Source organism: Sorangiineae bacterium MSr11367 (assembly GCA_037157805.1).
In the GTDB taxonomy this organism is placed as follows: domain Bacteria; phylum Myxococcota_A; class Polyangia; order Polyangiales; family Polyangiaceae; genus Pendulispora; species Pendulispora rubella.
This window is the reverse complement of record CP089983.1, coordinates 5,784,346-5,797,066: the sequence shown is the minus strand read 5'-3', so window position 1 is coordinate 5,797,066 and position 12,721 is coordinate 5,784,346. Positions and strand designations below refer to the sequence as shown.

The 12,721-nt window shown below is 64.6% G+C and carries 12 protein-coding genes; 4 read left to right on the top strand and 8 right to left on the bottom strand.

Annotation, left to right across the window (positions count from 1 at the left end):
• The first annotated feature begins 14 nt into the window (after nucleotides 1-14).
• Genes LVJ94_22025 through LVJ94_22010 form a run of 4 tightly spaced genes read left to right on the top strand, consistent with a single transcriptional unit; the run spans nucleotide 15 to nucleotide 4,350 of the window.
• Nucleotides 15-1,937, top strand: coding sequence for a hypothetical protein (locus tag LVJ94_22025; protein ID WXB09893.1), 1,923 nt, complete (start codon nucleotides 15-17; stop codon nucleotides 1,935-1,937).
• The gene (locus LVJ94_22020) at nucleotides 1,938-3,023 is read left to right on the top strand and encodes an aminotransferase class I/II-fold pyridoxal phosphate-dependent enzyme (GenBank protein ID WXB09892.1); all 1,086 of its coding nucleotides are present in this window, start codon (nucleotides 1,938-1,940) and stop codon (nucleotides 3,021-3,023) included.
• Entirely contained in the window at nucleotides 2,984-3,622 is a 639-nt protein-coding gene (locus tag LVJ94_22015; protein ID WXB09891.1) for a hypothetical protein, read from the top strand. The genes LVJ94_22020 and LVJ94_22015 overlap by 40 nt, the downstream gene beginning before the upstream one ends.
• Complete coding sequence (locus tag LVJ94_22010) at nucleotides 3,619-4,350, top strand: amidohydrolase family protein (protein WXB09890.1); 732 nt, start codon at nucleotides 3,619-3,621, stop codon at nucleotides 4,348-4,350. Before LVJ94_22015 ends, LVJ94_22010 begins: the two co-directional genes overlap by 4 nt.
• Here LVJ94_22010 and LVJ94_22005 read toward each other — a convergent pair.
• The 8 genes from LVJ94_22005 to LVJ94_21970 form a co-directional block, all read right to left on the bottom strand.
• Complete coding sequence (locus LVJ94_22005) at nucleotides 4,304-5,137, bottom strand: hypothetical protein (protein WXB09889.1); 834 nt, start codon at nucleotides 5,135-5,137, stop codon at nucleotides 4,304-4,306. The genes LVJ94_22010 and LVJ94_22005 overlap by 47 nt on opposite strands.
• 294 nt (nucleotides 5,138-5,431) lie before the next feature.
• Nucleotides 5,432-5,659: a hypothetical protein gene (locus LVJ94_22000; GenBank protein WXB09888.1), complete on the bottom strand. Its 228-nt coding sequence runs from the start codon at nucleotides 5,657-5,659 to the stop codon at nucleotides 5,432-5,434.
• Nucleotides 5,656-7,017, bottom strand: coding sequence for a hypothetical protein (locus tag LVJ94_21995; protein ID WXB09887.1), 1,362 nt, complete (start codon nucleotides 7,015-7,017; stop codon nucleotides 5,656-5,658). Before LVJ94_21995 ends, LVJ94_22000 begins: the two co-directional genes overlap by 4 nt.
• A complete protein-coding gene (locus LVJ94_21990) occupies nucleotides 7,014-7,757 on the bottom strand; it encodes an amidohydrolase family protein (GenBank protein ID WXB09886.1) in 744 nt (247 codons plus the stop codon). The genes LVJ94_21995 and LVJ94_21990 overlap by 4 nt, the downstream gene beginning before the upstream one ends.
• Nucleotides 7,754-8,761, bottom strand: coding sequence for an aminotransferase class I/II-fold pyridoxal phosphate-dependent enzyme (locus LVJ94_21985; GenBank protein ID WXB09885.1), 1,008 nt, complete (start codon nucleotides 8,759-8,761; stop codon nucleotides 7,754-7,756). Before LVJ94_21985 ends, LVJ94_21990 begins: the two co-directional genes overlap by 4 nt.
• Nucleotides 8,762-8,770: 9 nt before the next feature.
• Nucleotides 8,771-10,522 (bottom strand): hypothetical protein, encoded by a 1,752-nt coding sequence (locus LVJ94_21980; protein WXB09884.1) that lies wholly within the window; start codon nucleotides 10,520-10,522, stop codon nucleotides 8,771-8,773.
• Nucleotides 10,519-11,802 (bottom strand): hypothetical protein, encoded by a 1,284-nt coding sequence (locus LVJ94_21975; GenBank protein WXB09883.1) that lies wholly within the window; start codon nucleotides 11,800-11,802, stop codon nucleotides 10,519-10,521. Before LVJ94_21975 ends, LVJ94_21980 begins: the two co-directional genes overlap by 4 nt.
• An 8-nt stretch (nucleotides 11,803-11,810) precedes the next feature.
• The gene (locus LVJ94_21970) at nucleotides 11,811-12,536 is read right to left on the bottom strand and encodes a hypothetical protein (GenBank protein ID WXB09882.1); all 726 of its coding nucleotides are present in this window, start codon (nucleotides 12,534-12,536) and stop codon (nucleotides 11,811-11,813) included.
• Nucleotides 12,537-12,721: the final 185 nt, after the last annotated feature.

The window sequence follows — 12,721 nt, the reverse complement described above, 5'->3', positions numbered from 1 at the left end:
AGGAGGACGTGAACATGACAGCGCATAATGGCGAGAAACCGGAACAGGTCGACCCGGCCCAGACGCCGGACCAATCGGGGCAGACGGCGAAGTTGGGCACAAACTTGGAAACCTGCGAGGGTTTGCACATCTATCCGAAAAAGGACACGAACGACGGCGATCCGGTTCGCATGTTCATGATCGTCGACGAGACCGGCGGCACGGTGGCCGTGGGCAAGCCGTTCGAATGGCAAATTCGCAAACACACCGACCAGGGGGACAACTCCAAAGTGGAGTGGGGGCCGTTGCCGGAGCAGATCTGGGAGCCCTTGCACCCGGAGAATTCGGCCATTCGATTGAACACTGGGCGCATCGAAAAGGGCTATTACGACATTCGCGCCGTGCGAAGGCGCGGGCAGGTGCTGGAGAGCTCCGAGCATTCGCTGGTGCAGGTGAAGGATCTGCCGCCGGTGGCCTTCGTGTCCTTCACCGGAAGCGCGCCGGGGCCGGTGGTGCAGCCTACGCCGGTGGCCGTGACCTTGGGACGCGCCCACGTGCCGCCGACCAAGGACGAGATACTGTGGATCGCGATCCGCGCGAGCACGAACCAGCTGCACTACGACGTGTACGAGAAATTCGTCGAAGCCTTTCTCGCGCGCCGACCGCCTCACAAGCGCGGAAATGGAAACGGGAAGGGAAGGCACAGGAACGAGTGGGATCTCGCCGGCGAAACGGCGTGGATGGTTTCCAACTATGGGCCGTACCGGGTGCTGAAGTTCGCGACCGAGGTCTTCGTGATGACCCGATGCGGCGTGATCCCCGGTGAGCCGCTGGAGCTCGATCTGGCCGAGGAGGAGGCGCGCTTCGGGCACACGCTGCCGAAGAAGTTCGAGGAAATGTGGAGCGATTACCTGATTCCCATCGCTTCCGAAGGCGATGACGGGCAGGCGCTCATCCTTCCCTATTTGGATATCATTCGGCGCAAACTCGGTGATCTCGCCGGGCCGCGGGCGACGTACTCCGGCATCGTGGACGACCAATGCGGGTACCTGCAGAGCAAGTTGGTATTCCCCTGCATGCTCGAGCTCATTTGGTCGTATTGGCACGAGGAGGGGATGCTCGTGCAGACGATGAACGCCATCACCCAGCGCTTCCAGAACGTGCGCGGCCCCAACGGCCGCGATCCGCTGGCCAACTTGGAAATCGACCCACTGCGACCCTTGAGCCAATTGCTCTGGGGCTTCGTGCAGGACGAGCCGAATCGCTTGAGCGTGCTCCGGCGCGGGCACGAATACGACCACCATTACGGATTTACCTTGCATGGCAAGGTGATGAAAGATCTGCGGACCATCGACCGTCGGTCGAAGTTCCTCGAGTCGTTCCACAACTTGCTGCACCGATGCACCAAGTTCTACCGCGAGGACGACGACACCACCGTGGTGGCCGACGGCTTCCCCGTGCTCAATGCCATCAAAGAGACGCACTACGTGCTCGCGCACGGGGCGCACAATCAATTCGGCGACTTGCCGGCCGGCGGACGGCAGGAAATGTTGATGCAGCAATACATTCTGTCGCGGCCGGAGATGCGCGAGTTTCTCGGTGGCCGCGTGATGGTGCCGTACCCCGAGCGGTGGATGGACCGTGTCGACGCGGTCAAGATGCTCAAGGGCTGGACCGACGCCAGCGTGGTGCACTTCCGCGACCTCGCCGTGTTTGGCGAGCAAATCGTGCTCTCGATCCGCTACGGCGCGTGGAGCCTGGAGAATACGCCCCACAGCGCGGCCAATTGGGCGCGGTATTGGCGGGCCGAGATCCAGGGGTACATTCACGCGTACCGCGCGGTGACGGGCATCGATCTCACCGCGGAGCTCACCGATCAGCGCCAGGCGACGGAGCGCTACCTGCCGCCCTCGGTGCACCTGCGCAACCGGCTTCTCACGCAGCAGGCCGTCAAGTGAATGCAGAATGCATGCATCGATTTTGCGTCGGCGCGCTACCTCGGCTTTCGCCACGCGAGCACCGAGCTGGAGCCGTGGCGGGAGCTGACCACCGGGGTCCCCGCAGTTTTGCGGGAGCCGCCGGGTGCCGGCGCGGTGACGAGGTCGATCGCGCAGCTTGCCGGCGCGGAGCATGCAGCGGTGTTTCCGTCCACGTTGCATCTGTTTTGGGACCTCTTTCAGCATGCCGGGGGCCCAAGCGATCTCGTGGCGTACGACGACGGGATTTATCCCATCATGCAATGGGGGATCGAGATGGCCGGCGTGCGAAGGGGCGTCTCCCATCGCCGCTTCGCCCATCACGATCCTGGGGCTCTTGCCCGCTTGCTCCGCGATCACCAATGCGCAGGACGGCTGTGGATCGCGGTCGACGGCTTCTGTCCGGGCTGTGGGCGGGCGGCGCCGCTGGGCGCGTATGCGGAGATCGCGCGGGCGCACGGCGGGGCGCTCGTGGTGGAGGACACGCAGGCGTTCGGGCTGCTCGGGGAAAGGGGCGGCGGAAGCCTGATGGCGCAAGGCGTCCGCGGCGCGGATACCGTGATGGTGGCTTCGCTCGCCAAGGCCTTTGGAGCGCCTCTTTGCGTCGTGGCCGGAGCGCGCGAGCGAATCCTGCGTCTGCAACGGGAGAGCGAGACGCGTGTCCATGCGAGCCCGCCGTCCGCGGCGAGCCTCGCGGCGGCGAAGGCGGCCTGCGTGACGAATGCGCGCGAGGGCGATCGCCTGCGCCAGCGGCTTGCACGGCGCGTCGCGCACTTCAGAGCCTGCGCCGCCGGGTTGGGCATCGCCGCATCTAGCGCGCAATCGGCTTTTCCAGTGCAGCGATGCTGGCTCGACGACCGGCAACGCGCCCGCGGCGTCTACGAGGAGCTCGCGCGGCGCGGCGTGCGCACGGTGCCGCAGCAATCTCGTTGCGGGCCGCGCACGTCGATCACGTTCCTGGTTCGGGCGGACCACAGCTTCGAGAACATCGAAGACGCCCTTACGACTTTCACACGGGTTTCGAGAACATGTCGCCGCGTGACGAGCGGGGAAAGAAGGCCATGGTGATGAGCAATTACGTGCAACGAGAGGACGAGATTCGCGTTCGTCGGGCGCGACCCGTGCGCGCCGTCGTGCGGCGCTTCCTGCGCGGGCGCCACCCCAGCGTACGATTCCGAACGCCACTGATCCGCCGGACCTTCGGGCGCGGTTACGTGGGGCGCGGGCGTTACCTTCCGTGGGGCCGGCGCGCCGGACCTACGCGTCCTTGGATCTTCGGGCGGCGTGTGGTGGGGCGCACGTACCCGCGATCGTGGCTCTTTCGCGGGGCCGCCCCGTCAGTGTCGCGTGTCGTGCGCCCGTGGATCTACCGCACCGGCGTTTCGGCCCCGAGCTTGCCGTGGATTTTCGGTTCGTATCCCTGGACGGTGCCCGCTCCCGAGCCGCCGCCGCCCGTCGTGGCCGAGCCCCCCGTTGCGGAACCGGCCGCCGTTGCGGAGCCCCCGCCGCCCGAGGAGCCGCCGCCCGATGCGGAGCCCGCACAGGCCGGGGGGGATGGGGCTGGAGATGCGCCGCCCGAGGGCGAATTCGGGTACCGCGCGCGTTGGGCGCGCCGGCGTGCGCGATGGGCTCGGCGGCGTCGCATGTACGACGACGAGTTCGCATGATCATCGACTGCCACTGCCACGCCGGCAAGGGAGATGGCTTCACCGGACCCTGGGACACGACGGCGCCTCTGGAGCGCTACCTGGCGCGCGCCTCGGAAGCCGGCATCACGCGCACCGTCGTGTTCTCCGCCTTTCACTCCGACTACGCCGCCGCCAACCGCGAGGTGGCGCGCATCGTAGCCAAGCACGAGGGCCGCCTCATCGGGTTTGCGTTCATCAATCCGAAGAGCGATGTCGGCAACGTGCGCAGCTTGGTGGGCGAGGCCGTGGAGCGCTACGGCTTTCGCGGCATCAAGGTGCACCAGCACGACGGGCGCATCACCCGCGAAGTGTGCGAGGTGGCGCAAAGCTTCGGTCTACCCATCCTCTATGACGTCATGGGCGACGTGACCATATTGGATTTGCTCGCCCCCGAGTACCCCGACGTCCCTTTCATCATTCCGCACCTGGGCAGCTTCGCCGACGACTACCGTGCGCAGATCTCCCTGATCGACAAGCTGCCTCGCCTTCCCAACGTGTACACCGACACGTCGGGCGTACGCCGATTCGACTTGTTGGAAAGCGCCGTGGCCCGCGTGGGCCCGAGCAAAGTGCTCTTTGGCAGCGACGGGCCGTGGCTCCACCCCGGCCTCGAGCTGGCCAAGATCCGCGCCCTGGGCCTGCCACCCGCCGACGAGCGCCTCATCGTCGGCGGGAATTTGCTGCGCCTGATCGGTCGAAAAGCGTGAGCTCGTCGAGCTCTCGATCGATCTCATCAACCTCACGGAAGAGAGCTCCCATCTCCGAAGCTCGCTTGTTCCAATCACCCTCTTTGCAGCGAGTGGCCTTCTCGGCAGCCTCACGGCACGCATTCAGGGCGTCACGGCATTGGCGCAAGCAGCGATAATATGCCGCCATCGCGCGCGCGTTGCAAATTGGCTTGGCTTTGCAGGACACGAGCGCACGAGCGAGAGACGCGTGGCACAGTGCAACGCTCCGCTTGGTGTCCGCGATGCACGCATCGATGCGGCGTGACCACTCGGTTTTGTCGCATCCCTGTTGCGGGGGCACGGGGATTGGGGGGATCGGAGGGTCGGGCGTGATGGTGTCCGGCGGAAATTCAATCACCGGGGATGGCCTGGGCGGGCACGGCTTCCCACTGGGCGCCGGTGGCGGCGACTTAGCCAGCGCCGCGCTCTGCCACGTGCGCTCGAGTGCGATCGCGAGTCGCGCCCGGCTGCTACCGGCCGCGCGTTTGAAGACGATCATCGGTGTCGGTGCGTCGAATGTCGTGGCGTCGACGCCGGCAGGAACGATCTGCCACCATCCGCGCCCGTTGCGCCGGGCGGCAAGCGCCGGAACCCTCGTGTCCTCTTTGTAGATCCCTTGGATGGTACCAACGCGCACCGCGGCGAGCATCTCGAGGGCCGCCGTTCGTCCGCGAACGTCGCGTTTGAAGAGCGTGTAAAGTGCATATTGCGCGAGGACATCGATCCGCTTATCGATGAAGTCGCATTGGGTGTACCCAGCCGTCATCTCGAACTCGGCCTCGATGGCCGTTCGGCCTCTCGTTCGAGGCGCGCAGAACCGAGTGTGGTATTCGCATTTACAATATGTCGTTCGGGAAAGTGAATGATTCGACATGATAATTTGCATCTCCAAGTGTCGCGATTGGCCGCATCGGGGACCCATTGCGCACTTCGTGAATGATGTGCGCTATTCGTTGCGCGGCGAAGGACGCTTCGCCGTGTGCGGCGTCATGCGAAACGAACTTCGATGTCTGCCCAATGCGATGCGAAACCTCCGCTCGCCCAAGGGCCTGTCAATGCACTACCAGCGAAGTAGCGTTTGTCGCAGATTTTCGTCCAACTCATCGAGCTCGTCCAACTCGTCGAGCTCTTGCTCGATCTCGTAAAGATCGTCGAGATCGTCCAGGCCCTCGATCGGTGGCCAGGCGTAGAGCGGGTCGTCGAACAGATAGAAGCGCGGCCCTCGGAAGAAACGACCGCCGTAGCGAGGCCGCCGGCGAAACATGGGCGTACGAACGCGAAATCTCATCGGCACGCCTTTGGCAGGTCGTCGAGCTTGCAGTTGTGCTCCGGGGTGATGTCCTGAAGCGTTTTTAGCGTTTTTCCGTTGGGGTTCGCGTTCGAGTATTCGCGCCACTCGCAGTTGCGGCCCGAGCAGCCCCTGGTCCAGTGCCCGTAGACAACTGGATTTTTCAGGGATGCTTTGAGGTGCTGATACAGCTGTTTGGCAAGGTTCGCCACCTTGAGCGGTTTTTCGTCGAAATCTCTGTAGCCGGCGGACCTGCAGCTGTGCAGAACGAAGGTCACGTCGTCGGAGAGTGGCGCAGAGGGAATATCCGTGACGATTCGTCCGCCATTGCTTCTGTCGACGAACCGCGGGGGGCCGTTGCTTCGATACATGCCGACGGTGCTGTCTCCGCGACCGGCGAGTCCGCGAGCCGTGCCATGGCCGAAGATATGCACCATTTTGATGGGGCGTTTGAGGCACGCGCGCGCCTCCACGATGGCTCCGATGATATCTTTGCCCGTGTTATAAGGTGTCGCTCCGATCCGGGAAGCGCAGTTCTTGGGATTCTCCAAGGTGAAGGCTTGGACGACTTTCGCCTGGTTCTCGGCTACGCGTTTGAAGTGTTCGCGGTCTACTTCCTTGGTATCGTTCAGAAATAGACTGAGTATGGGCTCTACCGTCGACGACGGAGTGGCCTTGGGGCGAGTCGTCTTCAAGGGCCATTGTCGGGGCGCCTCGAGCTCGCCCAATTCGACCTCGAGTGTCCTGCGGGGCACGGATGCGCTGCACCGATCACCGTAAGGCGGTCGCGGCTGTACGCGGCTGGCTTTCGGGAAGAAGATCTCGACGCGGCGACTTTGCGCGGCGGTCGCTTTACGTCGGTCTTCCCCGCACGATGCGCGCTGAAAGGTGATCTTGCGCGAGAGGCCGGGAGTCATGCGCTCCAACTGCGTGCAAAGCCCACGAATGACCTCGTCGGCACGTCGCTCGCCGAGTCTCTGGTTGTAGGGATCCGGCCCCGCCTTGTCCGTGTGCCCCACGACCAACACGGTGCGAATCGGGGCCGCCGTGCGTTGGCTCGCGACCATGGCACGCGCAGCGCGGACAATCTTCGGCGGATGACGAACGCGGTCGATATGGGCCACGTCGAAGGCGAAGTGATCGAGCACTTCGAAAGGTGGGACCGCCGTCTTCGGGCATGAAAGAAGCACTTCGGGCGGCGGGCATGGCGCATTCCTCGCCGTTTCACCTTGCCATTCGTCCAATTCGCCCTGCGCGGACTGGCCCTTGCAGCCGCACCCGCAGCTCGAACGCTCTTGCTCGTATTCCTCGAGCTCCGTGTCGAATAGTTCGTCGAGCTCCGTGTCCATGTCGTTCATCGTTCATCTCCCGAGTTGTCGTGAATCAGTCGTAAGAGGTTGCCCCCGAGCACCAATTGCTCGTCCCAAGGTGGGAGGCGGAGGGCGCGGATTTTTGCGAGCTCCACCCCGGGGTGAAGCCAAGGGCCGTCGGAGCCGAAGAGAACCTTGGCCGGGCCGGCGCGGCGGAGCGCGCGAACCAACAGATCGAACCGGCGGACGCCCGACGTGTCGGTGTACACATTGGGGAGGCGGGCCAGGACATCGGCGATGGCCGATTGGGCGGCGAAGTCGTCGGCGAAGCTTCCCAGGTGCGGAATGATGAAAGGGACGCTCGGAAATTCCCGGGCGAACAGCTCGATCTGCGCCACCTCGCCACCGACGTCGTACAGGACGGGGACGCGGAAGGTGCGCGCGGCCTCGCAGATCTCGCGGCTGATGCGCGCGTCGTGGCGGTGCACCTTGATGCCGCGAAAGCCGTAATCCTCGACCGCCTCGCGCACCATCGAGGCGATGCGGCCGCGGTCTCGCTCGGCGTGCACGAAGGCAAACCCGATGAAGCGATGCGGCTCGCGTTGCACGATGCGTGCGACCGCGCGGTTCGCCATGCCGTAGTCCGAGTGGAATGCGGCAAAGAGAACGGTGCGCGCGATACCGGCTTCGCGTGCACGCCGCAGGTACGCGCCGAGCGGCGCGCGGGAGCTCCAAGGGCCGGAGAAGCCGTCGCCGGGGCCAGCGTGGCAGTGTGCGTCGATGATCACGGCGCACCCAGAGAGTCTGCGAGCGCGCGCAGCCCCTCGTCGATGTCGGCTGCCGTGTGGCGTGCGGTGAGGAGCCATCCGAGCGCGCCGCGAAAGAGCACGGTACGAACGCCGCGCCGGAGAAGGCGCGCATGCAGCTTTCGCGGTGCGGCCACGGGAAGGTTCACCAGCGGGAATGCATTGCCCGGTGCGCGCACCCCCATGCGCGCAAGCCCCGCGCGAAAGCGCTGCATGTTGCGCGCGAGGCGCGAACGAAGCGCGGCCCCCCGGGCGTCGTTCACGGTGAGGGCACGCGCCGCAGCGGAAATGACGGCCTGCGACGGCGGGCTCGTATGCACGCGCGTCTCCGAGCATGCGTCGATGTTCGCGATCACGTGCGCTGCACCGGCCACCGCGGCGACGGGAACGCCGAATCCCTTGGCCAGCGACGCGCACCAGATGATCTCCGGGCCTCGGATGCCGAACCTCCGCAAGGAGCCTCCGCCACCGCCGCCGAAGAGCCCCAGTGCCTGCGTGTCGTCGACCACGAGGTACCCGCGGCGGGCCCGGACCCGTTCGAGGTACCGCCGAAGAGGCGCCACCTGCCCGCAGCGCGGACACCCTCCGTCGGTGACCACGACGGGGCGGCGCCCGCGCGGTGTCCGCTCGAGCGATGCCGCGAGCGCATGCACATCGTGGTGGGCGAATCGGTGCACCGGAACGCCGTGCGCGGCCGCGCGCTGGATGCCCCAGCGGCCCACTTCGTACAGCCCTGCGTCGAAGTGGATCGCGATGGGCTCGTCCGCGGCCCGCACGCAGAACAGGTCCCAGAAGAGGTGCAGCGTCGAGGGAAAAAGCAGCCCGCTCTGGCAGCCGGTGAGGGCCGCGAGGCGAGCAGCGACGGACCGCGCACCGGGTGGATCCTCCAGGACCGCCGGTTTGCCTTCGGTGAGCGACGACCATGCCTCGAGCTGCCGAGCACCATGCCGCATGCCCAGGTAAAGCGCCGACGTGAAGTCGAGCATGGCCGTCGCTCAGCGCACGCCTTGGGCCACGAGGCGTTTGCGCAGCAGGACGGCCGGTGGAAGCACGCGCTCGCGCGCGAAGCGGGAATCCGTCGGCTCGGTGGTGAGGTCCACACCAGTAGTCGCGCGGTAGGCGTGAATGTATCCCTGCACCTCCTGCCGCCAGAAACGCGCCCAGTTCATGCCTGCTGCGGGATCGTTCTGCCGGGCCCACGAACCATGGCGGATGGAGAGCAGCAGCTGCTCGCCGAAGATGCCCAGGTCACGGAAATGAACCACGCTCACGTCGGTCCAGCCCTGCAGGGACTTCATGGCATCGACCCGGTCCATCCATGGCTCGGGGTAGGGGACCATCGGCCTGCCGCGCAGGAATTCCCGCATTTCGGGCCGCCCGAGGATCCACTGCTCGATGAGCATCTCCTGACGCGACGTGGACGGCAGGTCGCCAAATTGATTGTGTGCGCCCGCCGAGACCAGATAATGCGTTTCCTTGATGGCATTGAGCACCGGGAAGCCATCGGCGGAAACCGTCTTGTCGTCGTCCTGCTTGTAGAATTGAATGCTCCGGTAAAGCAGGTTGTGGAACGACTCGAGGAATTTCGACCGCCGGTCGGCCGGCCGCACGTCGGTAACCGCTTTGCCATCGAGCGAGATGCCATAGTGATGCTCGTATTCGTGTGCGCGGCGCAGCACGCTCAATCGATATTGCTCGTCCTGGATGTATCCCCAGAGCAGATTGTTCAGTGGCCGCAAGGGGTCGATTTCCAAATTGGCCAGTGGGTCGCGCCCGTTCGGGGCGCTTCGGTTCTGAAAGCGCCGGCTGATGGCCTTGAGGGTCTGCACGAGCATGGCCTCCTCGTGCCAATAGGTCCAAATGAGCTCGACGAGGCAAACGTCGCGAAAGCTCGAGTCGATGCACTTGATGAAGGTTTGCAAGTCCTCCGTCGCCAGCGGCAGACCTTTCTGCACCTGCTCGATGTTGGGGAAGGGGGTCTTCAAAGGATCGCCCTGCGCCGCGCGTCGCAACCGCAGAGTGCCTTCCTGGATGGCCTCCGCGAGAAAGGCCTTCTCGTCGTCGTCGGAGCCTGGTTCACCGACGATGCAACGTTCCCTCATGAACCTTTCCGTGACCTCTTTGATTCGCGCGTAGGTTCGCGTCCCCGTGAAGAACGAGGCCGGCGGGCACGAAGGCTGCGAGCCCGACACTCCCAAACCGCCGTCGTCCTTGTAGCCGAAGTTCTTTTGAAGAAATCTGGCATACGCATCGAACGAGATGGCCCGCGTTGCGGCAAGGATCTGCACCCAGAGTCCCTCGTCGGAAAGTGCAGTGACCGGTCCTGGGCCCGACTGCAGCGCCACGGGGAACGCGCCGTTCTTGTTGGCTTGCGCCGACACCTCGTTGAATGCCTCGCCGGCGACCTGTGGGATGCTTCCCGCGAGGGCAGTAAAAGGCTGCGACGTAGGGCTCAGCGACTCGCCGTTTTCGCGAACGTCCACCGTCAAGATGTTCTCGGTATTCCGTTTCTCGACGCGCCATGCGAACGAGGCGACGATTTTGTCCACGCGCGCCTCCAAGCGAAGCAGCTTGGGAAGCACGATGGGCGGCGGCTGCTTGTCGGGAGGCGTGGTGTCACTTTTGGCGATCAGCGTCCAGACGAAGGTGTGGGTTGCATCCGGTTTCTTGGGAATGAATTCGACGTCGAAGTTGATCTCTTGGCCGTCGAATACGGATGTTGGAAAATTTTTGAAATCAGCACTCATATTGCTCTCCTCATTTCAGTCGCGGCGCGGGTGGTCGTTGCGGTGATGGCCCAGTGATCGAGCAGGCCTGCCAGGACGTTTCCCTCTTCTTCCGGCGTGACCGTTCCATCGAGCCGGCCCTGGCCCAGCACGGCGAAAACGAGGCACGGCGAGGCGTGTTTCACGAGCTCCGGCGCGCGCCGCCAACGCCGGCAAAGCTCGGAGAGGTGCGACGGATGCCGGTCGGCCTGTCGAAGAGCATCGCCGAGACGAACGCGCCCCAGCGACTCGGCGCGATGCTCCAAGAGCCGCCCGAGAAATCGTGGAATGCTCGCCTCCAGGACGCGCAGCCAACCGCGCTGCTCGAAGGGTAAATCGGTCATCGGATAATACGATTCCCACAGTCGTGCCAACGCCTGCCATTGGGGATGCGGGTAAAGCGCATCGCCCATGGCGCAGCTCACCTTGACCCGGATCCATGGCGTCGGATGCGGATCGTCCACGTTCGCGCGGAACACGAACGCGCGCGGCAGGCTGACCAAGGTCATGAGCCCCAACGTCGAGGTGGCGCCCACCCGCGCCACCGCCCAGAAGTCCGAGAATATCTCGGAGATCCAGCGCCGCCACGATTGCCAAATACGGCTCTCGACGGCGCTGTCGCGCGCATGCGGCGCCAGGGTGGCGCGAAGGGGTGGCAGAAGATCGAACAGCCCTGCCGCCTGGTGCCCGATCTCGTGCACCAAGGACGACGCAATGCCGCTGCCCAGCATGCGTTCGCGCGGAAGCCGCACGATGGCCACGGGATTGCGCCCTCCGCCGGGCAGCCGCGTTCGCGCGCGGCGGATGGCACCCCCCATGTCGCGCGCGAGGTAACAGAGGACGGGGGGTGGCTCGGGCCAGCCCGGGAGGGTCAACGCGTCCCTCGCGGCGAAGTCCAGCGCCGCGAGCCACACTCCGGTGCGGGCCTCACTGCGCTGGCTCATCGCCTCGCTGAATATGTCGAATTGTGTCAATACCGCGTTGAAACGCAATCGCAGAAACGTGAAGTTGCGGTGCGCGTCCTCGATCCGCGTGGCGCGGCCCGCATCGGATGCGAGCCACGCGAGGTAACGCCGAATGCGACTTCGAAGTGCGCGCCTCCCGGAGGCGAGAAACCCATCGATGGCCAACAAAGCGGCTGCCGAGGGCGCGGCCGCAGGCACCATCGTCTCGGCGAGCATCAACGAGTGCACCCGATCGAGGCGATTGAGCATGGCTCGGGCCTCCTGCGACAGCATCCATCGCGCATTGCCGGTGGCCATGGTCCGACTCACACGTTGAGAAGCACGATGTGTCGGCCGCGCCGGATCCAGCGCCCCGTCGCCTGGCGCCCGTCGGCGCCTCCCGAGATTCGCCCCTCGACCCACCCATTGAAGCGGCGACCTACCAACCCCGGAGCGTACTTGTGCGAGGCGCCTGCAATGGCTTTGCGCACGAGCGCCGAGGGATTCCCTGCCGGGAGCGCGGCGGCGCGCTTGCTTGCATCCCCCGTGAGGCGCACGAACTGTTTTGCAATTTCGTACTGCTGATCTTCTTCGCTCATCCCCTCGAGCTCGAGACCGAAATACGATCCGAGCTTGCCTGCCGCGGCGCTGCCAATGGCACCGCCGATGCCCGGTGCGACCATGTTGCCGAGTGCCGCACCGGCCTTGGGAAGCAGATTTCGAGCAATGGGCTTCAATTGGTTCAAGAGGCTTTTGAACGTGGGGGATTTGACGAAGCTCTTGGCCTTGGAACCGAGGAAGCGGATCCCTCTCCCAATGGACTTGAAAAGGAAGTGATCGAGCTCCTGCTCGTTCGAGACCGAGAGCAACTCGGCGGCGAGGTGCTCCACTTCGTCCTCGCTGAAGACGCCTTCGCCATCGTATTCCTGCTCTTCACTCTGAAATTCGAATTCTTCGTTGTCGGATTCCGAATCGGTTCCCGTCGAGTACTCCGAGTCGTGGGTCGAATATTCGGAATCGTTCTCCATGAACGTGCGATCGATGTCGTGCATAATCGGGCTCCTTGTGTATTGAAGTGACGCTCGATATCGATTGCACTGCGTATGCCTATTATCGAAACTCGAATTTGCGCTGCGAATTCCCATTGGCGCGCCGGGCCATTCGGCGATGTCGCCGTCGCACGTTGCGACATGCAACCAAGACGTAAATCGCCGTGCGGTGACAACGACATCGCAGG